22 protein-coding genes are annotated in these 24338 nt (G+C 69.6%); 7 read left to right on the forward strand and 15 right to left on the reverse strand.

Features of this window, described 5'->3' with window-relative positions; translation table 11 throughout:
* Positions 1 to 82 precede the first annotated feature (82 nt).
* Positions 83 to 2221, forward strand: a complete 2139-nt coding sequence (locus tag OG504_RS23660) for a hypothetical protein (RefSeq protein ID WP_405991608.1) — start codon at positions 83 to 85, stop codon at positions 2219 to 2221.
* Positions 2218 to 3759, forward strand: a complete 1542-nt coding sequence (locus tag OG504_RS23665) for an ABC transporter substrate-binding protein (protein ID WP_405991609.1) — start codon at positions 2218 to 2220, stop codon at positions 3757 to 3759. Before OG504_RS23660 ends, OG504_RS23665 begins: the two co-directional genes overlap by 4 nt.
* 13 nt (positions 3760 to 3772) lie before the next feature.
* Here OG504_RS23665 and OG504_RS23670 read toward each other — a convergent pair whose 3' ends face one another.
* From OG504_RS23670 to hemL, 9 genes are all read right to left on the reverse strand, one after another.
* The gene (locus OG504_RS23670; protein ID WP_405991610.1) at positions 3773 to 4729 is read right to left on the reverse strand and encodes a CU044_5270 family protein; all 957 of its coding nucleotides are present in this window, start codon (positions 4727 to 4729) and stop codon (positions 3773 to 3775) included.
* Positions 4726 to 5346 (reverse strand): RNA polymerase sigma factor, encoded by a 621-nt coding sequence (locus tag OG504_RS23675; RefSeq protein ID WP_405991611.1) that lies wholly within the window; start codon positions 5344 to 5346, stop codon positions 4726 to 4728. The genes OG504_RS23670 and OG504_RS23675 overlap by 4 nt, the downstream gene beginning before the upstream one ends.
* An 85-nt stretch (positions 5347 to 5431) precedes the next feature.
* A complete protein-coding gene (gene ccsB / locus OG504_RS23680; RefSeq protein ID WP_405991612.1) occupies positions 5432 to 6550 on the reverse strand; it encodes a c-type cytochrome biogenesis protein CcsB in 1119 nt (372 codons plus the stop codon).
* Positions 6547 to 8376: a cytochrome c biogenesis protein ResB gene (locus OG504_RS23685; protein WP_405991613.1), complete on the reverse strand. Its 1830-nt coding sequence runs from the start codon at positions 8374 to 8376 to the stop codon at positions 6547 to 6549. The genes ccsB and OG504_RS23685 overlap by 4 nt, the downstream gene beginning before the upstream one ends.
* A gap of 3 nt (positions 8377 to 8379) precedes the next feature.
* Positions 8380 to 9147: a cytochrome c biogenesis CcdA family protein gene (locus OG504_RS23690; RefSeq protein ID WP_405991614.1), complete on the reverse strand. Its 768-nt coding sequence runs from the start codon at positions 9145 to 9147 to the stop codon at positions 8380 to 8382.
* A gap of 6 nt (positions 9148 to 9153) precedes the next feature.
* Positions 9154 to 9756: a TlpA family protein disulfide reductase gene (locus OG504_RS23695; protein ID WP_398990688.1), complete on the reverse strand. Its 603-nt coding sequence runs from the start codon at positions 9754 to 9756 to the stop codon at positions 9154 to 9156.
* A 77-nt stretch (positions 9757 to 9833) separates the two neighbouring features.
* A complete protein-coding gene (locus tag OG504_RS23700; RefSeq protein WP_405991615.1) occupies positions 9834 to 11126 on the reverse strand; it encodes a hypothetical protein in 1293 nt (430 codons plus the stop codon).
* 147 nt (positions 11127 to 11273) lie between these two features.
* Positions 11274 to 11960 (reverse strand): histidine phosphatase family protein, encoded by a 687-nt coding sequence (locus OG504_RS23705; protein ID WP_405991616.1) that lies wholly within the window; start codon positions 11958 to 11960, stop codon positions 11274 to 11276.
* Positions 11957 to 13264, reverse strand: coding sequence for a glutamate-1-semialdehyde 2,1-aminomutase (hemL, locus tag OG504_RS23710; protein WP_405996410.1), 1308 nt, complete (start codon positions 13262 to 13264; stop codon positions 11957 to 11959). The genes OG504_RS23705 and hemL overlap by 4 nt, the downstream gene beginning before the upstream one ends.
* Positions 13265 to 13943: 679 nt before the next feature.
* Between hemL and OG504_RS23715 the strand changes: the two genes are divergently transcribed.
* Complete coding sequence (locus OG504_RS23715; RefSeq protein ID WP_019061278.1) at positions 13944 to 14381, forward strand: hypothetical protein; 438 nt, start codon at positions 13944 to 13946, stop codon at positions 14379 to 14381.
* A gap of 315 nt (positions 14382 to 14696) precedes the next feature.
* Here OG504_RS23715 and OG504_RS23720 read toward each other — a convergent pair whose 3' ends face one another.
* The 4 genes from OG504_RS23720 to OG504_RS23735 form a co-directional block, all read right to left on the reverse strand.
* Positions 14697 to 15887 carry an aldose 1-epimerase gene (locus OG504_RS23720; protein WP_405991617.1) on the reverse strand — a complete coding sequence of 397 codons (1191 nt, stop codon included), beginning with the start codon at positions 15885 to 15887 and terminating at the stop codon, positions 14697 to 14699.
* A 131-nt stretch (positions 15888 to 16018) separates the two neighbouring features.
* Entirely contained in the window at positions 16019 to 16813 is a 795-nt protein-coding gene (locus OG504_RS23725) for an ATP-binding cassette domain-containing protein (protein ID WP_405991618.1), read from the reverse strand.
* The gene (locus tag OG504_RS23730) at positions 16810 to 17844 is read right to left on the reverse strand and encodes an ABC transporter permease (protein WP_365308817.1); all 1035 of its coding nucleotides are present in this window, start codon (positions 17842 to 17844) and stop codon (positions 16810 to 16812) included. Before OG504_RS23730 ends, OG504_RS23725 begins: the two co-directional genes overlap by 4 nt.
* A gap of 111 nt (positions 17845 to 17955) precedes the next feature.
* On the reverse strand, positions 17956 to 19074 hold the full coding sequence (locus OG504_RS23735; RefSeq protein ID WP_405991619.1) for a substrate-binding domain-containing protein: 1119 nt from the start codon (positions 19072 to 19074) through the stop codon (positions 17956 to 17958).
* 148 nt (positions 19075 to 19222) lie between these two features.
* Between OG504_RS23735 and OG504_RS23740 the strand changes: the two genes are divergently transcribed.
* Positions 19223 to 20290 (forward strand): LacI family DNA-binding transcriptional regulator, encoded by a 1068-nt coding sequence (locus OG504_RS23740; protein WP_405991620.1) that lies wholly within the window; start codon positions 19223 to 19225, stop codon positions 20288 to 20290.
* A gap of 18 nt (positions 20291 to 20308) precedes the next feature.
* On the opposite strand, the gene OG504_RS23745 is transcribed toward OG504_RS23740, so the two are convergent.
* The gene (locus OG504_RS23745) at positions 20309 to 20662 is read right to left on the reverse strand and encodes a hypothetical protein (protein WP_405991621.1); all 354 of its coding nucleotides are present in this window, start codon (positions 20660 to 20662) and stop codon (positions 20309 to 20311) included.
* Positions 20663 to 20837: 175 nt separating this feature from the next.
* On the opposite strand from OG504_RS23745, the gene OG504_RS23750 reads away from it, so the two are divergent.
* The gene (locus OG504_RS23750) at positions 20838 to 21656 is read left to right on the forward strand and encodes an SAM-dependent methyltransferase (protein ID WP_405991622.1); all 819 of its coding nucleotides are present in this window, start codon (positions 20838 to 20840) and stop codon (positions 21654 to 21656) included.
* 18 nt (positions 21657 to 21674) lie between these two features.
* On the opposite strand, the gene OG504_RS23755 is transcribed toward OG504_RS23750, so the two are convergent.
* On the reverse strand, positions 21675 to 22391 hold the full coding sequence (locus OG504_RS23755) for a GPP34 family phosphoprotein (protein WP_405991623.1): 717 nt from the start codon (positions 22389 to 22391) through the stop codon (positions 21675 to 21677).
* 149 nt (positions 22392 to 22540) lie between these two features.
* On the opposite strand from OG504_RS23755, the gene OG504_RS23760 reads away from it, so the two are divergent.
* The gene (locus tag OG504_RS23760) at positions 22541 to 22693 is read left to right on the forward strand and encodes a hypothetical protein (RefSeq protein WP_405991624.1); all 153 of its coding nucleotides are present in this window, start codon (positions 22541 to 22543) and stop codon (positions 22691 to 22693) included.
* Between the two features lie 181 nt (positions 22694 to 22874).
* Positions 22875 to 24248 (forward strand): histidine-type phosphatase, encoded by a 1374-nt coding sequence (locus tag OG504_RS23765; RefSeq protein WP_405991625.1) that lies wholly within the window; start codon positions 22875 to 22877, stop codon positions 24246 to 24248.
* Positions 24249 to 24338 lie beyond the last annotated feature (90 nt).

Genomic DNA, 24338 nt, shown 5'->3' on the forward strand with positions numbered 1-24338 from the left:
CTAGTACGAAACAACTCCCCCTATTTACCCTGGTGTTGATAGACAGGTTCCGGTGCCAGGCGACCGCTCAGGGGGAGATGCGGTGGGAAGAGGGCTGCATGGACGCGGGGCGCTGTTCGAGGCACAGCCGCCCGGTCTCGCCTCGCGCCTGATCGGCCTGCGGCCGTACGAGCTGCTCACCTCGCCGTACGAACACCCGGAACCGCCCTTCGTCGTGCTCGCGGGCGCGCGCGGACTCGGCAAGAGCATGGCGCTGGCCGAGCTGCGGAGCGCGTACCGCGGGCACACGCCGGTCGCGCTGATCGACTGCGAGGCCGACCGGCTCACCCGGCTGCCGGACGGGCGGCCCGCCGCGACCTGGTCGCCGGTGTGGCAGGCGCTGGCGACCGTCGCGGAGCAGTTGCGGGAGCCGGTGGTGCGCGGCGCCGGGAGCATCGACTTCCCGCGGCTGGAAGCCGGGCTGCTCGCCGTGTGCGCCACCGGCTGGGGCTCGCGGGACGAGGACAGCGCCCGCGAGGAGGCCCGGCGCATCCTGCTGCTGAGCGACCCGGCGCGGCGCTGGGCGGTGATCGCGCAGGGCTGGGCCGGCAAGGTCGCCTCCCGGCTCATCGCCAATCTGTCGGGTACGGGGCCGGTGGGGCAGGCCGTCATCGAGGCGACCCTGGACACCCTCTTCGACCTGGTGTGGACGCCGAACGGGCTGCTGAAGGCGGGCGCCGACTGGTACAGCGCCTACCCGGGCGCGAGCGGTGACGCCAAGCGCGGGCTGATCGAGATCGCCCGCGACTTCCGCGCCGAGGGCACCTCCCGCGCGGACGCCGAACGCTGGCTGCTGCGCGCCCTGTTGGCCGATCTGAGCGATACGTACCAGCGCCGGTGGGAGCGGATGCGCCGGGTCGGGCGGCCCGTCGTCCTCGTCGACAACGTGCAGTCGGGGCCCGGTCCCGGGCTGATGAAGGCCGTGCTGAGAGAGCGTGCCGACGGCACCGGTGACCAGGTGGTGTTCTTCGCCGGTCTGCGCGGCCGTCGTCACCCCGAACTGCCGGACGCCGTACGGCATCCGCTGCCGGAGGTGGCCCGCGGGAGCGGCTGGGTGCCGGGGGCCTCGCCCTCGTCCCGGGCCCTGGTGGTGACGTTGCCGGCGCTGACTCCCGAGGAGGCGCGGCGCGTCATCGCCGACGTGTGCGCCACCGACGCCGACGGCTCTACGCGTGTCGAGGTGCCGCCCCAACTGCCGTACGCCATCCACCGGTTGACCGCCGGCAGTCCGCTGGGGGCCGCGGTGCTCGGGCAGGCCGTACGGCAGAACCGGCCCGTGGGGGCCGTCAGTCCGGGTGAGTTGCTGACCGCCGGGCTGAAGCCGGACGGGGACACGGAGGGCGAACGGCGGCCCGTGTACCGGGAGTTGCTCGACCGGCTGGTGCCGCCGGGGCTCGCGGAGGAACTGGCCGTGCTCGCCACCGCACACGACGGGGACTCGGCACGGGCACTGGCCGAGGCCCGGCTCGGGGACAGTTTCGGGGCGGCCGGGGTGAACCGGCTGCGCACCCAGCTCACCGCCGAGGGACTCCCCCCGGCCGAGGGCTACTTCGTCGGCGACCCCTTCCTGCGCACCCTGCTCCTGCTCCGCCTCCACCTCGACGACGCCGACCACGGCCGCTGGCGCGCCGTCCACCGCTCACTGCTCTCGCACTACGACGGCCTGCCCGGCAACCCGGACACCCCGGCCCGCGCCCGCTACCGCCTGCACCACGAACTCGCCCTGGGCGACACGGCGGACGCGGTCACGTACCTGCGGACCACCTTCCGCACCATCACGCCGTACGCCTGGCTGGAGACGCTGCTGTTCGTCACCGCCGCGCCCTACTACCACGCACACGATCCGCACGGCCGCGACATCGGCGCCCCCGGCGACCACCGCAAGGCCGTCGCGCTGGCCCGTACGGACGCCGAGGAGGATCCCCCGGCCGGCGTGGATCCGGCCCTTCATCTGACGGTACGGCGGCTGCTGCACGCGGTGTGGCAGGTGACGGATCCGCTGGTGCTGCCGGACGAGGAGGTCGCGGGGCGGATGCACTTCGATCTGGAGCAGTTGTCGAACATCTGGCCCGCGGGCAGTGAACCGCTCTGGCGGGCCGCCCAGCAGTGGCCCGAACAGGCCCTGGCCGGGCGCCCGTTGAGAGTGCCGGCCGGCGACGACCGAGACGGGGGCGGGCGATGAGAGCGTGGCTGCACGAGCTGTTCCAGCGGATCCGGACGATCCCGATCTACCGCTACACGGCCCTCGTGGTCGCCGCCGCGCTGGTCTTCGGGCTGGTCCAGCTGACCCGCACCCTTCTGCACGACGACCGTTCCTGCGCGGCCGGGGTGGCCCGCCCCGAGGACAGCTCCGAGTGCGTGGGTGTGTCGACCTCTTCGTTCAACTTCGGGCAGCGTCAATTCGCCGACACCATCAGGGCGATAGACCGCGAGAACCGTTCCCTCAGGGCCGGCACGTACGTCACCGTCGCGCTCTTCGAGCCGTTCACCGCGACCGACGCCGACATGACGAACGACGTGCTGCACGAGCTGCAGGGCTCCTATCTCGCGCAGTACCGGGCCAACCACGACGACAACGGCGAGACCCCGTACATCCGGCTGGTGCTCGCCAACCCCGGTGCCACGGGCGCCTATTGGGAGCGGACGGTCGACCGGATAGTGACGATGACGACGTCGTCCGACCGGCTGCGCGCGGTCACCGGGATAGGGACCAGCACCGACAACAACAAGAAGGCCGTGGCGGAACTGACCCGGCTCGGCGTCCCGGTGATCGGCACCTCCATCACCGCCGACGACCTCGCCAACGGCCAGCAGGGCAAGGACCCTTACCCCGGACTCGCCCGCGTCTCCCCCACCAACACCGACGAGGCCCGCGCCCTCGCCGCCTACGCCAAGGTGACGGCCGACCGGGCCCTGTTGGTCTACGACAAGCCCGGCGACCCGTACACGAAGACGCTCCAACAGGCCTTCGCCACCCTGCTCAAGGGCTCGCCGTACGGCTCCTGGCCGTTCACCCCGCCCGCCGACCGCAGCCAGGAAGGCAGCACGCCCAACACCTTCCGGCAGATCACCGACCTCATCTGCGACACGGACGCCAAGCTGAACACCGTGTTCTTCGCCGGACGGCACACCCAACTCCGGCAGTTCATCAACGCGTTGGGCCGCCGAGGCTGCCAGTCCCGCACCTTCACCGTGCTCACCGGCGACGAGGGCTCGTACCTCACCGGCGACAAGAAGCTCGACCGCACCGCCCTCCAACACGGCGTCGCCGTCCGCTACACCGCCCTCGCCCACCCCGACGCCTGGGTCAAGAACCCCCCGGCGACGGGCGGTTCGCCCCAGGACACCCAGGACCTCGACAAACTCCTCGCCACCGCCAAGACCTCCCCCGTCGGCCCGATCGGCCCGGTCTCCCTCGACGACGGCCAGGCGATCATCGCCTACGACGCGATGCGCCTCGCCGTCCACGGCATCCGCGAGGCCACCCCCGACCAGCAGAAGATCCCGCCGCTGGCCGACGTCGGCCTCCAATGGCCGCAGGTGAAAGGGTCGTTGAGGGTCAACGGGGCGAGCGGGTGGATCTGCCTGGACGTCCACGGCAACCCGTACGACAAGGCCGTCCCGATAGTGGAACTCACCCCACAGGGCGGCTCCCGCTTCGTGAGGATCGCCTGGCCGGAGGACAAACCACCCGCGAAGGACTGCCTGCCTCCGGCCTGAACACCCTTGTCCCCTAAGGTCGTTCGCCCGCCTTGTCGACGATCGCCCGGCGCAGGACGGCGGTGTCGGCAGTGACCGTGCCCTTCTTCACGCCGGCGTTGTCCTTGGTGGCCACCTCGCGCTCACCCAGGAACTCGTGGGTCTTCGCGTCGAAGATCCACTCGTCCCGGAGCGGGTTGTAGGGGTCGGTCCGGGCGATGGCGACACCGGGCCGCCCGGTGGCGTCCTTCACCCCCTCGACCGTCGTCACTCCGGGAATCCTGGCCACCGCCCGGAACAGTGCCGCGCTCTGCTTGGGCGGCACGATGGAATCGCGGAGGAGATCGCCGACCAGCACGAACATGGCCTGGTTCTTGTCGTCACCGCCGTACTTCGGGGCGGTCGTGGCCAGGTAGTCGTACATCGCGTCGGCGTCGGTGGGCAGTGTCCTCACGTGGTTGTAGAAGGACGAGACGTCCCAGCCGGCCTTGCCCGGCTTCACGTCGACCGGGACGGAGTGTTCCCCCATCCCCGCTTGCCGCACCAGCCCGACGTGCAGGCCGTCCACCGACATCCACACCTCCTGCCGGTGCAGCGGATCGATCCGGGTCTTCATCCCCTCCCCGGAGTTCGCGTACGACACCTTGCTGTCCACGTACACGAACTGGTCGTCGCGCACCGTGCCGTAGGACTTCTCGTGCTCGGCCGCGAGCGCGATGTCCTCCAGGAGCGCGACCGTCGACTTCCGCGGCGGCTGCGCGGGCGCCGGGGAGGAGCCGGAGGACGGCATGACCACGAAGGCGACGGCCGTGGCGGTGGCGACGGCGGTCGCGGCGAGCGCGGGCCGCAACCACTTGTTCCGCCGGCGAGCGGGCGCGCCCTCCTGGACGGGTGCGGTCTCGTGCCGGATCTCGGTCATCAGATGCTCCTTGAGGAGTCGGTGACGGCCCGGCGGAAGGTCTCTCTCGGGAAGTTCCGGGAGCTGGTTCATCGCTGTCCCTCCCTCAGGGGCCCGACCGCACTGCCGCGGTCACCTTTCATCTGTCCGTCCCGCAGGGGGAGTTCCGTATTTTTGAGATATTTCGCGAGCTTTGCGCGCGCCCGCGAGAGGCGCGACCGTACGGTGCCCACGGGCACCCCGAGCGCCTCGGCCGCGGCCCTGTAGTCGAGGCCGGACCACACGCAGAGGGAGAGCACCTCGCGCTCGGCGCGGCGCAGGGTGGCCAACGCGGTGCGTACGAGGGCGAGTTCGGCGGTGTCGTCGAGGCGGGCGGCGACCTCGTCGGCGAAGTCGGGCTCGACCTCGTCACGGGGCAGCCGGGAGAGCGCCGCCGCGTGTCTTCGGGCGGCGCGGCGGGTGTTGCGCGTGACGTTGGTGGCGATGCCGAGCAGCCAGGGCCGTAGCGAGCCGCCCTCATCGTCGACCTTGCCGCGCAGGCGCCAGGCGTCCAGGAAGGTCAGCGACACGATGTCCTCGGCCTGCGCCCAGTCCCCCGTGAGCCGGAAGGCATGGTTGTAGACGGAGCGTGCGTACGCGTCGAAGAGCTCGCCGAAGGCGTCGTGGTCCCCCGCGCGGATGCGTTTCCTCAACTGCAGATTCGTATCCACATCCCTCTACCTGTCCGGACGACGAAGGCCGGTTCCGGTGACCCATGTCACACGGAACCGGCCTGTGCCGTACGGAAGTTGCGGGTTACACGCCGGCGTAGGAGTGCTTGCCGCCGACGAAGATGTTGACGCCGTAGTAGTTGAAGATCCAGCAGCCGAAGGCGATCAGGGCCAGATAGGCGGCCTTGCGGCCCTTCCAGCCGGCGGTGGCGCGGGCGTGCAGGTAGCAGGCGTAGGCGACCCAGGTGATGAACGCCCAGGTCTCCTTCGGGTCCCAGCCCCAGTAGCGGCCCCAGGCCGACTCGGCCCAGATCGAGCCCGCGATGATCGTGAACGTCCACAGCGGGAAGACGGCCGCGTTGACGCGGTAGGAGAACTTGTCGAGGTTCGCCGAGGCGGGCAGCCGCTCCATCACGGAGGTGGCGAAGGCGCCGGGCTTGCCGCCGTTCGCGAGCTTGTTCTCGTACGAGTCCTTGAAGAGGTAGAGCAGCGTGCCCACGGCGCCCACGTAGAAGACCGCGCCGCAGATGATCGCCGTCGAGACGTGGATGTACAGCCAGTACGAGTGGAGGGCGGGAACCAATTGATCGCTGGCGGTGTACAAGACAGTGACGGCGATGCCGAGATCGAGGAGGACCGTCGTGACCAGGAACAGGCCGAGCCAGCGCACGTTCTTCTTGAGCAGCAGCAGCGTGAGGTACACACCGACGGCGACCGTGGAGAAGGTGATGTTGAACTCGTACATGTTGCCCCAGGGCGCCCGCTGCACGGAGGCCGCGCGGGCGAGGACGCCGCTGAGCTCCACGAGGAACGCGAGAACGGTGAGGGACACGGCGATACGGCCGTAGAGGTCGCCCTGTTCGTCCCCGCCGTGCGCGCCGGGACCGTCCGGGACATCGCGCGAGCCGGACGCGGCCCGGACGACGACCTTCGGCCGCTCCAGGACGGTGGTGCCGCCGGCGTTCTTGACGGCGACGGCGGGCGCGGCCGCCTTCTTCGCCTCGGCACCGGTCAGCGCGGCGGCCGTACGGCCGATCTTGCTGCGGCTGCCGAAGGTCCATTCGGCGATGTACGCGAGGAAGGCCAGGGTGTAGACGGCCATCGAGGAGTAGATCAGCGTGTTGCTGAGGTTGGCCAGGTGCTCGTTGGTCGCGGCGGCCAGATTGGTCACGGAGGCGATGTCGGTTGCGGCGGCGAGAGTCACTTCTCAGCCCCTTCGGCGGGTACGGGCGGTTCGACGCCGGAGTCGGAGTCGTGGGTGTCGGCGTCGGAGGTGGGGGTCTTGGGGTCGTCGTCAGACTTCAGATCGTCGTCGGTCTTCGTCGGGGCCCGGTCGTGCACCAGCGCGGCCAGGTCGCCGAGTTCCTCGGGGAGTTTCGCGGACTCGCTGCGGCCGAGGCCGGCCATTTCGACGACCGTTACCCCATCGGCGCCGCGCGTGGCCCGCACCCAGACGCGGCGGCGCTGGATGAACAGGGAGCCGGCCAGTCCGACGATCGCGGTGAGCGCGCCGGCCAGGGCCCAGGTGGTGCCGGGCTGTTGGACGACCTGGAAGCCCGCCCACTCCTTGATCTGCTTGTCGAAGGTGATCGACCCGGCGCCGTTCGGCAGCTTCATCGTCTCGCCGGGCAGCAGCTGCGACTTGAGGATGGCGCCCTTGGCGGTCTTGAACTGCTTCAAGCCCTTGGTGTTCAGCTGGTACACGTTCTGCGGAATGCCCGAGTTGACGCCGAGGTCGCCGTGGTAGCCGGTCACGTTGAGCACCGGATAGTCGAGCCCGGGGTACTGGGAGAACATCGTGCCGCTGCTCTTCGCGTACGTCGGCACGAACAGGGCGGCGAAACCGAGCTGTTCGGCGACGCCCTGGGAGTTCTTGTAGCCGTCGAGGACCTTGATCGCGCCCTGCGAGGTGACGTTGGAGTCGATCGGCAGCATCGGCACGGCCTGATGGAAGACCACGTTGCCCTTGCCGTCCCGGACGGTGACGACCGGGGCGTAGCCGTGGCTGACGAGGTAGACCTTCGAGTCGCCGATCTCCAGCGGCTCGTTGACCTTGATCGTGTGCTTCTCCGACTTGCCGTAGGCGCCGAGGCTGTAGGTGATGTCGGCCTGGAAGGTGCTCGGAGTGCCGCGGTTGGGGCCGGTGCGCTCGTAGGTACCGACGAAGTTCTTCAGGTTGAAGCTGAACGGCACCAGGTCGTCGTCGCTGAAGAGGTTGCCGGACTTGAAGTCGTCGTACTGGGTGAGGGTGTTGGAGAAGCCGTCGCCCTCGACGATCAGCTTGTCGCCCTCGGACTTGAAGAGCTGGCCCCAGGCGAACGCGATCAGCATCACGATCAGCGCGAGGTGGAAGAGCAGGTTGCCGGTCTCGCGGAGGTAGCCCTTCTCGGCGGCTACGGCGTCCCCGTCGACGTGCGCGCGGAAGCGGCGCTTCTTCAGGGTCGCGAGGGCGACTTCCCGGACCTCGTCCGGCTCGGCGGCGGTGCGCCAAGTGGCGTACGCGGGAAGGCGGTTAAGGCGCTTGGGCGCGCCCGGCGGGCGGCCGCGGAGCTGGCCGACGAACTGCCAGGTGCGCGGGATGATGCAGCCGATGAGGGAGACGAAGAGGAGGACGTAGATCGCGCCGAACCAGGCCGAGCCGTAGACGTGGAAGAGGCCGAGCTTCTGGTAGATCGGGCCGAGCGTCTTGTGCGCGTCCTGGAACTCGGAGACCTTCAGCGCGTCGGTGCCGGACTGCGGGATCAGCGAGCCGGGGACCGCGCCGAGCGACAGCAGGAACAGCAGCATCAGCGCGACGCGCATCGAGGTCAGCTGCCGCCAGAACCAGCGCGCCCAGCCGAGCACTTCACGGCCGGTCCAGGCGAGCCAGCCGGTGAGGCCGGGCCTGCGGTTGCCGCCGAAGGAGCCGGGCATGGCCGTCTCGACGGGGGCCGTGGAGAGCTGGGAGCCGGCGGCGCCGAGGTCCTGGTCGTCGCCGGCGGGGTCGGCCCGGGGCGTCTCGGCGGGCGAGTCGGCGGTCGTCTTGCTCATCGATCAGATCCCTACAGTGAAGCCGTCGGACCAGCCCTGCATGTCCTGCACCAGCGCGTCCCAGGCGCCGGTGAGCAGCAGCACGCCGGTCACGATCATCATGGTGCCGCCGACGCGCATCACCCAGACATAGTGGCGCTTGACCCAGCCGAAGGCACCGAGCGCCTTGCGGAACGCGACCGCGGTGAGGACGAAGGGGACACCCAGGCCGAGACAGTACGCGACGGTCAGTATGGCGCCGCGACCGGCACTGGCCTGGTTCATGGAGAGCGCCTGCACGGACGCGAGGGTCGGGCCGATGCACGGGGTCCAGCCGATGCCGAACAGCGCGCCCAGCAGCGGAGCTCCTATCAACCCGGTCGTCGGCCGCTTGTGGAACCGGAACTCACGCTGGGTCAGCCAGGGCATCAGCCCCATGAAGAACACACCCATGAGGATCATGAGCACGCCCAGCGTCTTGGACAGGACGTCCTGGTTCTCCTGCAGCGTCTGCCCGAAGAACCCGAACAGCGCCCCGCCGGACACGAACACGGCGGTGAAACCAAGGACGAAGAGGGAGGCGCCGGCGACCATCCGGCCCCGCCGGGCATCGCCCAGGTCGGTGCCGCTGACCCCGGTGACATAGGAGAGGTAGCCAGGAACGAGCGGGAGGACGCACGGCGAGAAGAAGGAGACGAGCCCACCGAGTACGGCGATCGGCAGGGCGAGCAACAGGGCCCCGCTGAAGACCGTCTGGTTCTGGCCCGGCAGGGCGGCGGCGGCGAGCAGCACGTCAGCTCACTTCTCCGCGATGACCGGGTCGAGCATCTCGCGGAGCTTGTCCTCGCTGAGTGCCTGGAGTGCGCGGGCCGCGATCTTGCCGTCCCGGTCGATGACGATCGTGGAGGGGATGGCCTGCGGGTTGAGCGTGCCCTTCTTGAAGCGGAGCATCAGCCGGCCCGTCGGGTCGTAGAGACTCGGGTACGGAACCTCGTACTTCTTCTCGAACGCTACGGCCGGTTCGGTGCTGGTGTCACGGGTGTTGAGACCGACGAACTGGACGTCCTTGTTCGCCGTGGCCTTGGCGACCTGGACCAGGTTGTCCGCCTCGGCGCGGCACGGGGAGCACCAGGAGCCCCACACGTTGACGACGAGGACCTTGCCCTTGTAGTCGGCGGTGTTGAGCGTCTTGCCGTCGATGGTCTTGCCGGACAGGTCGGGGGCGGCCTGGCGGTCGCCCTTCTTGACGGTCGCGATGCCGTCGGAGCCGGTGATGAAGTTGGTGTTGCCCGAACCTCCGGAGGTGCCTCCGGAGCTGCACGCGGACAGCACCAACGCGGCGACGGCTACACCGGCGGTCGACAGGACGGCGCGGCTACGGGCGCGACTGGCGGCACTCATGTGAAAAGTTTCGCATGCCCGTTCTGGGGATCTTGCGCGCCCCCCTCAAGGGCGCCCAGCGGGCGGAAAACCGCATTTCAGGCGGCGTCTCCAGTGGCCGTAGAAGAGGCGGTCGGGCTCGCGGCCAGGAAGGACTTCCAGCCGCCGGCCGGTGCCTGGCCGACATCGAGGGTGCGCAACTGGGCCAGCACCTCGGGCTTCTGCACGTCGATCCAGTCGGTGAACTGCTTGAAGGAGACCATGCGTACGTCCTCGCCCTTCTCCTTCAGCTGGGCGATGTGCTTGAAGGCCTGCTCGACGGCGTCCATGTAGATGCCGCCGTTCCAGTGCTCGAAGTGGTTGCCGATGAAGAAGGGGGCGCGGTTCGACTCGTACGCGCGCTGGAAGCCGGAGATGTAGGCCTGCGCGGCCTGGGTACGCCAGCCCGGGTAGTTGTAGGCGGGCGCGTTGGTGGAGTTGACGGACTGGTTGGCCAGCATGTTGTAGTCCATCGAGAGGACTTCGAAGCTGTGCCCGGGGAAGGGGACGGCCTGGAGCGGGTAGTCCCAGACGCCGTTGCGCTTCACGGGCCAGACCTGGCGGCCGCCGGGCGAGGAGGCGTCGTAGCGCCAGCCGAGCGAGCGGGCGGTGGGCAGCAGGTTGTCCTGGCCGAGGAGGCAGGGCGTGCGGCCGCCGACGAGTTCCTTCTCGTAGTCGAAGGGCAGGGACGGCAGGTCGTGCCAGCCGGTGTTGGTGCGCCACTCCTTGACGAAGGACTTGGCCTGGTCGATCTCGCTGCGCCACTGCTGGGGCGTCCAGTTGCCGACCGTGCCGTAGCCGGAGCAGAAGTGGCCGTTGAAGTGGGTGCCTATCTCGTGGCCCTCCAGCCACGCGCGGCGGACGTTGGTGAGCGTCGCCTTGACGTGTTCGTCGGTGAGGTAGCCGATGTCGGAGGCGCCCCGCGCGTTGTTCGGCGGGTTGTACAGGCGCTTCTTCGACTCGGGGAGGAGATAGATGCCGGAGAGGAAGAAGGTCATGCTCGCGCCATGCTGCTTGGCGAGGTCGAGGAAGCGGGGGAATAGTCCGTTGCCGACCTCGCCGGCGCCGTCCCAGGAGAAGATCACGAACTGCGGCGGGGTCTGCCCCGGCTCCAGCGGCACGGGCTTCGCGGGCTGCTTGGGCTGGGCGCCGGTGAAGGACGTGGAGCCGTCACCGATGGGCTTGGCGCGGGGCTCAAGGGACTTGGTGGGGCCGCCGGAGGAGCCCTTGCCGGAGCCGCCGGAGGAGGGCTTCGACCCGTCCGAGCCGAGCGTCCCGCACCCCGCGAGTCCTACGGCCGCCGCGGCGCCCGCACCGACTCCGAGCGCTCCTCGTCGAGTGAGACTCCGCATTGCTTCCCCATCCGTCGCGTCCTCTGTGGTCTACCTGTGAGAGGACGCGGCGGACAAGAAAGTTCACCGTTAACGATGTGGGTTGCGAAACAAATGTCACAGGGCTGTCACGAGACCTGCCCCTGACGAGTGGTCACACCGTCTTTGTCAGGCGCCGAACGCTTTGTCCTTGCCCTTGACGGGCTTCGCGCCGGCGAGGAGGTGGGCCGGGACGAGATCGCGGGCCGGCTCGGTGTAGCCGACGGACACGATCTTGTCGCCGCGGTACGTGAAGGTCGTCAGGGAGGCGAGCGTGCACTGCCGCTTGCGCGGGTCGTGCCACAGCCGGCGCCGCTCGACGTACGACCGCACGATCCAGATCGGCAGCTGATGGCTCACGAGCACCGCTTCATGCCCGCGCGCGGCGTCCTTGGCGGCGTCCAGCGCGGCCATCATGCGGACGACCTGGTCGACGTAGGGCTCACCCCAGGACGGCTTGAACGGGTTGACCAGGTACTTCCAGTTGTCGGGCTTCTTCAGCGCCCCGTCGCCGACGCCGAAGGTCTTGCCCTGGAAGACGTTGTCGGCCTCGATGAGCCGCCCGTCGGTCCCGAGGTCGAGCCCGTGCGCCTTGGCGATCGGCGTGGCGGTCTCCTGCGCGCGCTCCAGCGGAGAGGCGACGACGTGCGTGACATCGCGCGAGGAGAGGTGCTCGGCGACCCGGTCGGCCATCTGCCGGCCCAGCTCGGAGAGGTGGTAGCCGGGCAGGCGGCCGTACAACACCCCTTCCGGGTTGGCGACTTCGCCGTGCCGCATCACGTGGACGACGGTGATGTCGGTGTCACTGCTGGTCATCGGGTGGCCTCCGCCGCCGCTCGGGCCGCCGCCGGGAGGGCGTCGGCGATCCGCTGGATGGCCCGTTCGTCGTGGGCCGTGGAAACGAACCAGGACTCGAAGGACGAGGGCGGCAGATAGACACCCTGCGCCAGCATCGAGTGGAAGAACGCGGTGAAGCGGTACGACTCCTGCGCCTTGGCGTCCTCGTAGGTGCGCACGCTGCGGTCCGTGAAGAACACGGAGAACATGTTGGAGGCGTTCTGGATCCGGTGCGCGACACCTTCCTTGGTGAGCGCCTCGGTGACGAGCGACTGGATCTGCGTCGATACGGCGTCGATCGTGTCGTAGGCCGCGTCGTCGAGGAGGCGCAGCTGGGCGAGGCCCGCGGCGGTCGCGACGGGGTTACCGGAGAGGGTGCCGGCCTGGTAGACGGGCCCGGCGGGAGCGAGGTGCGCCATGATGTCGGCGCGCCCGCCGAACGCGGCGGCGGGGAAACCGCCGCCCATGACCTTGCCGAAGGTCATGAGGTCGGGACGGACCCCGTCGATCCCGAACCACCCGGCCCTGCTGGTGCGGAACCCGGTCATGACCTCGTCGGAGATGAAGAGGGCACCGTTCTTCGAGCAGGCGTCCTTGAGCCCCTGGTTGAACCCGGGCGTCGGCGGCACGACGCCCATGTTCCCGGGCGAAGCCTCCGTAATGACGCACGCGATCTCACCGGGATGCCGGTGGAAGGCCTCGTTGACGGCTTCGAGGTCGTTGTACGGCAGCACGATCGTGTCGCCGGCCTGGGCGCCGGTGACACCGGGGGTGTCGGGCAGCGCGAAGGTGGCGACCCCGGAACCGGCGGCGGCGAGGAGCGCGTCGACGTGACCGTGGTAACACCCGGCGAACTTGATGACCTTGGGCCGCCCGGTGAACCCGCGGGCGAGCCGGATCGCGGACATGGTCGCCTCGGTCCCGCTGGAGACGAGCCGCACCTGCTGCACGGGCTCGACCCGGGCGACGATCTCCTCGGCGAGCGCGACCTCGCCCTCACCGGGGGTGCCGAAGGAGGTGCCGCGGGATACGGCGTCGTGGACGGCGGCGATCACGTCGGGCTGGGAGTGCCCGAGGATCATGGGACCCCAGGAGCAGACGAGGTCGACGTACTCGCGCCCGTCGGCGTCCGTCAGGTAGGGGCCGTTGCCGGAGACCATGAACCGGGGCGTGCCGCCGACGGCGCGGAAGGCGCGCACCGGGGAGTTCACGCCGCCGGGTGTGACGACCGACGCACGGTCGAAGAGAGCCTGCGAGACGGGCGCGTCGTATGGATAGGGCAGGGCGTGCGGCGCTCCGCTCGCCCCTCCGCTGGGCGTTTCGCTGGGCGTTCCGCTGGACGTTTCGGTCATGACCTGCGACTTCTCCGGCTTCTCGGACTTCTGGGACTTCCGGGACTTCCCGCTGTTCTTGGGCTCCGGCGACTCAGTGACCTCCTCAGGGTAGGCGGCGGGAGACCGGGCAGGGGCCCCCACCCGTCTGCGAGACTGGGACCTGATACACACAGACACACACAGCTCATGCGGGCGACGGTGTTCAGGGCTTGCGCAGATCCTGCGGACAGGTGTTTCAGCGCACGTTTCGGCGGGCGGCCGTGGGGGAGGTCACTGACACGATGATCGGGTTGCGCGGCGAGGGTCACGCGTCCTGGAAAAGCAGTCGGGTGGAGATATGCATCGCGGTGGCGGACTGGGCGAGGGGACTGACGACCTGGGTCCTCGGCGTGCCCGGCGGGGGAAGCACCGGCGCGACGAGGAGGAAGCGGCCGAGGCACGACGGGGCGGGCCTGGATCGGGCTTGGGTCCGAGTGCGGGTGCGGGTGCGGGTGCGGGAAACGGCTTGGGATCGGGATCCGGCATGGGCTCGGGCTCAGGTTCGGTTTCGGGTGAGTCGGATCGGGATGAGCGACGTATCGAACGTCGGATCGATCAGTTGCGGGCGGGGAGCAGGAATGGTGGTCGGGTGGGGGTGACGTACAAATACTTCGGCGCGCCCGACGGCGCGACCGCGGCCCGCGTCCCGATCTCGATGCGCCCCGAGGAACTCGGCGGCGACGAGCTCGGGATGAACGGCATGTTCACCAAGATCAAGCCGGAGACGATGGCCGCGATGGTCCTCACCGGCATCGAGGGCGTCCCGCTCAACAAGGTGCCCCCGCTGGAACTGGTGGTCCTCCACCCCGACTACGCGGTCGTCAAGCTCCCGATGACGGTCGTCGACCCCCTGCGCGGAATCGGCGAGGAGGCGGTCGGCGCGGCGGCGTTCATCTGGTCGACGGTGCCGGACCGGGGCGGGCCTCGGGATGCGTTCAATGTGTACCAACTGCTGCACGAGTGGCAGGACTTCAGCCACAGGTTGCATGAGGCGGGGCATCAGCCGTACTGCTTGGTGTGGCCGTGAGGTGAGGGTTCGCTGGTGGCGGTAGTGGGCGGGGTCTTCGGGCCTCGCCCTTTTTGGTGCCGGGACACGGATCAGCCTGGCCGGCGTGGACAGTCGGGGAAACAGGTTCGGCCGGTGGATCGCGCCCTGGTCCCGCTGAAGGGCATCGAGCAGGACGAGTGAACGGCCTTACAAATAAGGGCCCTTGACGTCCAGGCCGCGTGCGGAGCCCTCATCTGCGCGCTGCGTTGGACGAAGGGTTCGTCGGACTTCCGGCCGTCCGCGTAGGGTCCACCGCCGAGTCCGCCGAGTCCGCCCGCGAGCCGCTGCCGCTGCTCAGCGCGTCGAGGGCCGATAAGTGACCCCGAAACGGAATTCCCGCTGCCGGCCGGGCTCCAGGGCCAGGGCGTCGGCGTGTTCGGGGCGGTTGAACGCGTCGGTGGGTACCTCGACGGGTTCCAGGGCGATGGAGGCGCGCCGGTCGCGGGCCAGGGTGTCGCCGGTGAACACGTGCATGTAGCCGCCGTACTGCCACAGCCGTAGTTCGGCTCCGGTCGCGGGGTCGCTCAGTACCGTCTCGGTCCGGCCGCCGGGTCCGGGGGCCAGGTCTGCGAAGCAGGCGTCGATGACCGCGGTGCCGAGCCGTCTGGGCGTACGGAAGTCCATGTCGGGGCAGCGGTCCAGGGGCAGTAGGGCCTCCTTTCCGTGCAGGGGGATGAGGGACGCGTCCGTGCGGATCAGGGTGTGGGCGGGGATCTGCAGGACCAGGTCGTCGATGGGACGGGGGCGGGACAGGGTGAAGTACGGGTGCCAGCCCGACGCGTAGGGGGCTGTCGTCTCCCCTACGTTCGTCGCCCGGATCCCGATGCCCAGCTCGCGGCGGCCGATCGTGTACTCCACGTCGAGGTCGAGCGCGAAGGGGTAACCGGGGTACCTGTCCGGTCCGATGCTCGTGCTGCGCAGCAGCAGCCGCGCCGAGTCGGGCGTCGTGGTGGCCCCGACGAGCCGGAACGGCGCCTCGCGCGCGAAGCCGTGGTAGACCGTGCGGTCCCCGACGCGGCCGGGCAGCAGGTCGTGGTCGCGGCCGCCGTGGTGGTAGCGGCCGTCGGCGACGCGGTTGGAGAACGGGGCGAGCAGGCCCGCCCGTACCCCGTCCTGCGACCGCAGTTCCGCCTCGTCGCGGTAGCCGTCCGTCAGTTCCGTCGGGTCGGTCGGTTCCGTCAGTTCCGTCGGGTCGGTCGGTTCCGTCAGTTCCGTCGGGTCGGTCGGTTCCGTCAGTTCCGTCGGGTCGGTCGGTTCCGTCAGTTCCGTCGGTTCCGTCGGTTCCATCGGTTCCATCGGTTCCGTCGGTTCGGTGAGCTGCCCGGCCGCTCCGCGTGCGACCCGCCAGCTCAGCAGCGTCGCCCCGCGCAGGGCTAGGACGACGCGCACGGCACCGTCCGGTGCGGAGACGGTCACGGTGGGTTCGTCGCCGAGGCGGCCTTCGGTGATCCGGTACGTGTCCGCCGTACCGCCCCCGCCCGTCACCCGGCTTCCGGAACGAGCCTCTTCATCCCCGCCATGCCCCGTCACCCGGCCTCCGCAACAAGCCTCCTCACCCCCGTCACGGCCCGTCACCCCGCTTCCGCAACAAGCCCCTTCACCCCCGCCACGGCCCGTCACCCCGCTTCCGGAACAAGCTTCTTCGCCCCCGTCATGATGGCCACCGCGTCCTCCATCGAGTGCGACTGCGGGGTGATGACTCCGGCGCAGCCGCCGAGGCGTTGGATGTGGATGCGGTCGGCCACGTCGAAGACGTTGGGCATGTTGTGGCTGATCAGGATGATGCCGAGGCCCTGGTCACGCAGGTCGCGGACGAGCTTGAGCACCTGGCCGGTCTCGCGGACGCCCAGCGCGGCGGTGGGTTCGTCGAGGATGACGACCCGCCCGCCGAACGCGCCCGCGCGGGCGACGGCCACCGACTGGCGCTGGCCGCCGGAGAGCGTCTCCACGGCCTGGTTGATGTTCTGCAGGGTGCTGATGCCCAACCGCTTGATGTGGTCGGCCGCCTGACGCTTCATCTCGCCGGTGTCGAGCATGCGGAACACCGAGCCGAGCACCCCCTTGCGGCGGATCTCGCGGGCGAGGAACAGGTTGCTGGCGATGTCCAGCGCCGGGGCCACGGCGAGGGTCTGGTAGACCGTCTCGATGCCGGCCTCGCGGGCGTCCTGCGGGCGTTTGAAGTTCACCTCGGAGCCGTCGACCAGGATGCTGCCCTGATCGGGGACGAGCGCCCCGGAGAGGCACTTGATCAGGGTGGACTTGCCGGCGCCGTTGTCGCCGATGACGGCGAGGACCTCGCCGGGGTAGAGGGTGAGGTCGACGTCGTTCAGGCCGACGACCCGGCCGAAGACCTTGACCAGGCCCTTGGCCTCGAGAACGGGGGCGGGGGTGGGGGTGGGCACAGTCGTCATGACTTCACACTCCGTATCCACTGGTCGACGGAGACAGCCGCGATCACCAGCACGCCGACTGTCAGGACCTGGTAGTTGGGGTCGATCCCGGCCAGTGCCAGGCCGTTGACGAAGACCTGGACGATGAGCGCGCCGATCAACGAGCCGAGCACCACGCCCCGTCCGCCGAACAGACTCGTGCCGCCGATGACGACGGCGGTGATGGACTGCAGGTTGGCGTTGAGGCCGCTGTTCGGGTCGCCGCCGCCGACCCGGCCGACCAGGATCCAGGCGCCCACCGCGATGGCGAAGCCGCCGACCACATACGCGCTCAGCAGGACCCGGTTGACGGAGATACCGGCGAGGCGGGCGGCCTCGATGTCGTCGCCCACGGCGTACAGGTGACGGCCCCAGGCCGTGTAGCGCAGCGCGTAGCCGATCACCGCGTACAGGGCGATCATGAGCAGGACGCCGGTGGTCAGGTTCAACTGCCCGATGGAGACGGTGTCCGCGCTCCACATGAGGATGTTGCCGGGCTGCAAGGACACGGTCTGGCCCTTGGCGTAGATGAGCGTGATCGCCGTGAAGATGCTGAGGGTGCCGAGCGTGACGATGAACGGCGGCAGCTTGATCTTCGTCACCAGCAGCCCGTTGACGGCCTGCGCGGCGATGGCTACGGCCGCTCCCGCGAGCAGGGCCAGCACGCCCGGCACGCCGTTGTCCGCGACGAGCTTCGACATCAGCAGCGAGGCCAGCACCATGACCGCGCCGATGGACAGGTCGATGCCGGCCGTGAGGATGATGACGGTCTGGCCGACGGCCAACGAGCCGATGACGGCCACCTGTTGGGCGACGAGCGACAGGTTCTGCAGCGCGTAGAAGCGGTCGTTGATGAGGGAGAACACGATGGCGGCGAGCACCAGGACGATCGCCGGGCTGAGGGCCGGCTGACGGTGCAGCACCGACTGGATGCGCTGGGCCGGCGTGGCGGGCCGGTTGAGGAAGTCCTCCGCCGGCGCCGGTGTCGCTTCACTGTCCACGTGGGTGGTCACAGGGGGTCCTTCCGGTTCTGTCCCTCGTGCGGGCCTTCGTACGACTGGTGAGCTCGTGTGGTGTGCGCGGGCCGCCGGTACTTGTACCGGCGGCCCACCCGGCCGACCAAGTCAGCTGCCCCAGCAGGCGGATGCGGCCTGCGCCGGGGACTGGACCGTCAGACCCGCGAGGGACTTCGCGGCGACCAGCGCGGTGCCGGTGTCGTAGAACGACTTGCCGTTGGTGACGCTGGGCTTGCTGCCGCCGCGGGCCAGTTTCGCGATGGAGCTGACGCCGAGGGCCGCCATCTTCCCGGGGTACTGCACGGCGTCGGCGGCGAACTTGCCGCTGGTGACGTTCTTCAGGCCGGAGCAGCTGCCGTCGATCGCGTAGATCGCGACGCTCTTCTCCTTGTTCGCCGCCTTCAGCGCGTTGTACGCGCCCTCGCCCGCCGGTTCGTTGATGGCGTAGACGACGTTGATGTCCGGGTTGGCCGAGAGGCAGTTCTCCATCGCGGTGCGGCCGCCGTCGATGGCGCCCTGGGTCGGCTGGTGGCAGGCGATCTTGTACGTACCGCCCGTGCCGCCGGTGTACTTCCCGGACTTGGCCTCCTTGCCGTTCTCGGTCTTGCTGCCCGGGTCGATGCCCATGCCCTCCAGGAAGCCGTGGTCGCGGTCGATGTCCACCGAGACGACCTGGTTGTTGAACAGGTCGAGCATGGCGATGACCGCGGGCTTGCCGTTCAGGGCCGCCGCCGCGTACTGGCCGTCGAGCTTGCCCGCCTGCTCGTTGTCCGTGGCGTAGGTGATGTCCGCGACGTTCGCCGGGTTCGGTGCGGTGTCCAGGGCGATCACGAAGAGGCCGGCCTGCTTGGCGCGCTTGAGCGCGGTGTTCACCGCGTCGCCGTTGGTGGTGATCAGGATGCCCTTGTCGCCGCGCGAGACGGCGTTGTCGATGGCGGTGATCTGGGTCTGGGTGTCGCCGTCCGACGTGCCCGCCGCCACGGTGAGACTCACCTTGTCCTTGGTGGCCTGCGTCTTGGCGTCCTTCTCCATGCTCACGAAGTACGGGTTGCTCAACGTCTTCAGGATCAGAGACACACCCACCTTCCCGCTGCCGGACGACGAGGAGCCCGAGTCGGAGGAACCGCAGGCCGCGAGGGTGGCGCCGAGGCAGATGGTGACGCCGACGGCTGCCGCCCGGGTGCGCCGACTGCGGAGGCCGGGTGTCTGGGTGGAGGAGAGGTTCATGGCGTGATCCCTTTCGAGCCGGCCCTTGGTCGACGCTGAGACAACGTTGACTCGACGGGATAGTGGGCCCGTATGGACGAGCGCGTCAAGACACTGGTAAACATGCGTCGGCAACGAGTCGGTAACGCAGAATCAGTTGGAGACAACGATGACCCTGGGCGAGCCGCCGTCGCCGTCCCCGCGCAGCCGTCCCACGATGCGCGAGGTGGCGGCACTGGCAGGCGTCGCCATCAAGACGGTGTCCCGCGTGGTCAACGAGGTGCCCACCGTCGATCCGGTCATCGCCGCCCGGGTGCGTGACGCGGCCGACAAACTGGGCTACCGGCCCAACCTGACCGCCAGCAGCCTGCGCCGCGGGGACGGTCGTACGGCCACGATCGGGATGCTCGTCGAGGACTCGGCGAACCCGTTCTCGGCGGCCCTGAGCCGCACCGTCGAGAACGTGGCGCGCGAGCGCGGAGTGCTCGTGCTGGTCGGCAGCCTCGACGAAGACCCGGCCCGGGAACGGGAGTTGGCCCGTGCTCTCATCGACCGGCGGGTCGACGGCCTGGTGATCGTGCCGGCCGGCCGCGACCACAGCTATCTGATCAGCGAGCAGCGTTCGGGCACCCGCATGGTCTTCGTCGACCGCGAGCCCAGCCTGCTCGACGCGGACACCGTCGTCTCCGACAACCGGCAGGGCTCCCTCACCGCCGTCAACCACCTGCTGAGGGCCGGCCACCGCCGCATCGCCTACCTCGGCGACCGCGCGACCATCTCCACCGCCGCCCAGCGTTTCGACGGCTACCGGCACGCCCTGGAAGTCGGGCACATCGAGTACGACGACGAGATCGTCCGGCACACCGGGGCCAGCGAGGAGTCCGCGATCGCCACGACCGAGCGGCTCCTGGCGCTGCCGAACCCGCCCACCGCACTGTTCACCAGCCAGAACCTCGTCACCATCGGAGCCGTACGCGCGCTGCGCGCCCTCGGTCTCCAGGACACCGTCGCCCACGTGGGCTTCGACGACTTCCCCCTGGCCGACCTCCTCAGCCCGGGGATCTCCGTCATCGCCCAGGACGTCGAGCAGTTGGGCAGGACAGCCGCCGAGATGCTCTTCCGCAGACTGGACGGCGACCGGTCACCCACCCGCGCCGTCACCATTCCGACCCGGCTGATCGAGCGGGGATCCGGCGAGATCACGGCACTCGCGGCGCCGTCGAGCGCGTCGAACTGACGGTCCCCAGAAGGCGCTCTACGGCCGGAAGCCGTCGATCGCGAGTTCCATCAGGCGGTCGGCCTGGGCCGCGCGCTCGGGGTTGCCATGACCGACCCCGCGGCGCCCGGTGAGCGCTGGCTCGCCTCCGCCGGTCGCAGCCTGCGCGCCGTCGAGGTCGCCCGCATCCTGCGCGGGCGGCTCGGTGACCGTGCCGCGAAGGCGCCCACGCGCGAACTTCCCCTGGTCCTGGCCCGCTTCCTCGGCTGGTTCAACCCCCAACTGCGCGCCCTGCGCCCGCAACTCGGCCAGGACTTCGACGCCACCGGCGCCACCGGCGCAACGCCTCCTCGGATGGACACCCCGCCCCGTCGCCGACACCATCGCCGACACCGCGGAGAGCCTCCTCGCGCACGGCCTGGCGACGGGGACGTGAGAACACTCCCGACGGGCGGCGGAAACCCCTCGGAACTTCGGGAACCGTATTGCCCGGTGTGGCCCTGACCCCGGCGGCAGGCGTGTCAGGATGATGATCTGACAGCGACTCTTCAAGACGGAGCCTGGCCTCATGACCTCTCCCAGCGGGGACGGCAGTGGCGCGCAGCCACTGATCATCGACACCAGCAAGCCCCACCCGGCCCGGATGTACGACTACTTCCTCGGCGGCAAGGACAACTACGAGGTAGACCGGGAGGCCGCCGAGCAGTTCATCAAGGCGGCGCCGGAGGTACGGGAGGGGGTCCGGGCCAACCGGCGCTTCATGCACCGGGCCGTCCGGCACGTCGTGGCGGAGGGCGGGGTGCGGCAGATCCTCGACATCGGCACCGGGCTGCCGACCGAGCCGAACGTGCACCAGATCGCGCACGCCATCGCCCCGGACACGCGGATCGTCTACGTCGACAACGACCCGATCGTCAGCACCCACTCGATGGCCCTCATGGAGGACACCGACACCTCCGTCATCCTGGCCGACCTGCGCGATCCCCGCTCCATCCTCGACCACCCCGAGGTCCGCAAGGCCATCGACTTCGACGAACCGGTGGCCGTACTGCTGGTCGCCGTCGTGCACTTCCTGTCCGACGACGGTGACCCCTACGGCATCGTCGCCACCCTGCGCGACGCGCTGCCGACCGGTTCCTACCTCGTCCTGTCGCACGCCACGGGCGACGTCCACGAGGACGGCCGGCACGACGCGGCGTCCGTCTACAACCGGGCCACCGCCACCCTCAACCTCCGCACGCATGCCCAAGTCCTGGACTTCTTCGGCGACTTCACGCTCGTCGACCCGGGCCTGGTCCGCGTCACCCACTGGCGCCCCGAGGAGACTCCGGCCCCGGGCGCCGCGCCGATCGGCATCTACGGCGGGGTGGCGCGGAAGGACAACTAGCCGCCCGGCGCCCAGCAGTTAGTCACCTATCGTGATCGTTCTGCCCTCCCGGCCCGGCAGCGAGAAGCCCAGTACGGTGCTCGTGTCGCGCAGGGTTTCCGGGAGGGCCCCCGCCGCGCCGATGCCGCGGGCGCGCTCGATGCGTTGCGGGCGGGTCAGGGTGAGACCGAAGTCCTTCGTCAGGCCGGCGCCGTCCAGCAAGTCGCAGAGGAACAGCATGTGTTCGTCGAGCGGCACCTGTTCGGCGCGGACGGCACGGACGCCGTCGAGCAGGGCGGCGCGGAGGACGGGGTCCGGGTGGTGGCGTGTTCTGGTGAGGAGGGTGCCGGGGCTGTGGCGCAGCACCCCTCGTTCGGCGAGGGCACCTGTGTGGAGTGCCAGCGCTTCCCGGCCGCGTTCCCTGAGCCAGCGGGTCACCGTCAGGGGGCGGGGGGTGAGGCCGGCGGTGCGGGTCCCTAACGAGGAGAGCAGGTCGTCCGCCCAAGTCAGGTCTGTGCGGGCGGTGTTGGGCGACAGCTCGATCTCGCCGCGGTGCTGGTAGATCTCGACGCCCAGCTTTCTGGTCTTCCGCGGTCTGACCAACAGGCGTCTGCGCAGGGCCAGTTCACCCAGCTCCGCTGCCGCGCAACCGGCCGCCGTCTGGGCCGAGTTGGGCACCCTGCCGTTCTCCCCGTACGACAACAGGGCGAACTCCTCGGGCAGGGACAGGCGTTGGAGCGCGGCGGGTCCGAACATGCGGTGCATTCTGCATGGTGGTGCCAGCTGCACCCCCAACCAGGTAGCCCACCCCCTCGTGACGGCAGCCCGATGACGGGATCGTTGATCTCACAAGGCCAAGGCCAGAGCCAAGGCCGAGGTCAACGACTCGCCGGAAGGAAACCGACATGCCTCACACCGCCGTCTCCCTCACGAAGGACGCCCGCACCGCTCAGCCGTCCCCCTCCCGGCGAACCCCTCGCACCACCCCCCGCGTGATGCCCCTCTGGCAGGCGATGGCCCACCTGTTCGCCCCGGCCGACGGCACGCTGCGGCCGTGAACCCACAAGTTTCTAACCGGTCACTTGGGTAGACAGAGGTTAGATTTACCCACAGCCTCCACCGACCCCCCGCACAGCCGACAAGCGCCGACAAAGCACCGCCAAAGCGCCGCGAAAGCCAGGCCCTCGGAGTCACCCCCAGTGCACCCGCCGTTCACATCCCCCGCGAACCATGCGCCTCATGAGACGTGTCACTCCCGCCCTGGTCCTCGGCATGACCGCGCTGCTGGCCACCCCGTTCGCCGCCCAGGCCGCCCCCGGCAACGGCAACGCCCACACCGACAGCTTCGGCACGAAGGCCGTGTACGAGCCGGAGCAGAACTCCCGCTCGTACCAGAAGGTCCCGGCCGGCTTCACCCCCGTCTTCACCGAGAACGTGTCGCGGCACGGGTCCCGTTCCGCGACCGACAGTTCGGACGGCGACCTGATCCTCGCGCTGCTCGACAAGGCGCAGGCCGAGGGCCAACTCACCCCCAAGGGGCGTGAGTTCGGGCCGAAGGCGCAGGCCCTCGAAGCCGCCATGAGCACCGTCGGCTACGGCGACCTCAGCGCGCGCGGCAAGGAGGAGATCCACGACACCGCCGTACGGATGGAGAAGCGGCTGCCGACCCTCTTCGCGTCGATCGCGAAGAAGAAGGAGCCCATCGACGTCGTCAGTTCGGGGCAGGGGCGTGCCGTCGACAGTGCCAATCTCTACGGCGCCGCCCTCGCCCAGACCGACCCCGATCTGACGTCCCTCATCGGCGCGACCCGTACCGACAAGGACCTCCTCTACTTCCACAAGGCCGACGGCGGTGCCGCCTACCGCGACTACATCGCCAACGACAAGCGCCTCGCGGCCACCCTGAAGTCCGTCACCGACCAGCCGAAGACCCACCGCGCCGCACGTGACGTACTGAAGAAGCTGTTCAAGCCGGCGTTCGTGGACCGGATCACGGCGGGCGAGTTCGCGTCGATCGGCACGGACGTCGAGGCCGCCACCGCCGTCTACAACCTGTACGCCATCGCCCCCGCGATGAGCGAGGAGAGCCCGGGCGGCAAGGGCTGGGGCATGGACCGGTACATCTCGGCGGGCGACGCCGACTGGTTCGGGTACATCTCCGACGCCGAGGACTTCTACGAGAAGGGGCCCGGCTTCGCGGACAGCGACATCACGTACAAGATGGCGGACGTCCTGCTCGACGACTTCTTCAAGAAGGCCGAGGCCAAGCGCGACGGCACGAGCGACCTGGGCGCCGAACTCCGCTTCACCCACGCCGAGGAGATCATCCCCCTGGCCGCGCTGATGGGCCTGCCCGGCAGCACGAAGGGCGTCACCACCGGCAAGCCGTACACCTACGGCGGCAACCCGTGGCGGGGCGCCGCCGTCGCACCCCTCGGCTCCAACATCCAGTGGGACGTGTTCCGCAAGGGCAACACCTACCTCGTCCGCATGCTCTACAACGAGAAGGAGACGGCGTTCAAGGCCGGCTGCCGCCCCGTCTCGAAGGGCAGCAAGTTCTACGACCTGAACGAGCTGGAGCGCTGCTTCGGGCGCACGGGGTCGACCGGCTGACCGGCCGTACGCGGTACGGGCGGATGCCCCTCCAGCAGCCGCCCCGGGACCCATCCCCGGAAAAGTGTGACACTTCCCCAGAAACTGTCA

The sequence above is a fragment of the Streptomyces sp. NBC_00986 genome (genome assembly GCF_045162565.1).
In the GTDB taxonomy this organism is placed as follows: domain Bacteria; phylum Actinomycetota; class Actinomycetes; order Streptomycetales; family Streptomycetaceae; genus Streptomyces.

Bases quoted from the DNA above. Each gene is read 5' to 3' on its own strand.
- OG504_RS23665 (WP_405991609.1), top strand. From the start codon at position 2,218: ATGAGAGCGTGGCTGCACGAGCTGTTCCAGCGGATCCGGACGATCCCG.
- OG504_RS23670 (WP_405991610.1), bottom strand. From the start codon at position 4,729: ATGAACCAGCTCCCGGAACTTCCCGAGAGAGACCTTCCGCCGGGCCGT.
- OG504_RS23685 (WP_405991613.1), bottom strand. From the start codon at position 8,376: ATGAGCAAGACGACCGCCGACTCGCCCGCCGAGACGCCCCGGGCCGAC.
- OG504_RS23695 (WP_398990688.1), bottom strand. From the start codon at position 9,756: ATGAGTGCCGCCAGTCGCGCCCGTAGCCGCGCCGTCCTGTCGACCGCC.
- OG504_RS23700 (WP_405991615.1), bottom strand. From the start codon at position 11,126: ATGCGGAGTCTCACTCGACGAGGAGCGCTCGGAGTCGGTGCGGGCGCC.
- OG504_RS23705 (WP_405991616.1), bottom strand. From the start codon at position 11,960: ATGACCAGCAGTGACACCGACATCACCGTCGTCCACGTGATGCGGCAC.
- OG504_RS23725 (WP_405991618.1), bottom strand. From the start codon at position 16,813: ATGACGACTGTGCCCACCCCCACCCCCGCCCCCGTTCTCGAGGCCAAG.
- OG504_RS23735 (WP_405991619.1), bottom strand. From the start codon at position 19,074: ATGAACCTCTCCTCCACCCAGACACCCGGCCTCCGCAGTCGGCGCACC.
- OG504_RS23740 (WP_405991620.1), top strand. From the start codon at position 19,223: ATGACCCTGGGCGAGCCGCCGTCGCCGTCCCCGCGCAGCCGTCCCACG.
- OG504_RS23750 (WP_405991622.1), top strand. From the start codon at position 20,838: ATGACCTCTCCCAGCGGGGACGGCAGTGGCGCGCAGCCACTGATCATC.
- OG504_RS23755 (WP_405991623.1), bottom strand. From the start codon at position 22,391: ATGTTCGGACCCGCCGCGCTCCAACGCCTGTCCCTGCCCGAGGAGTTC.
- OG504_RS23760 (WP_405991624.1), top strand. From the start codon at position 22,541: ATGCCTCACACCGCCGTCTCCCTCACGAAGGACGCCCGCACCGCTCAG.
- OG504_RS23765 (WP_405991625.1), top strand. From the start codon at position 22,875: ATGAGACGTGTCACTCCCGCCCTGGTCCTCGGCATGACCGCGCTGCTG.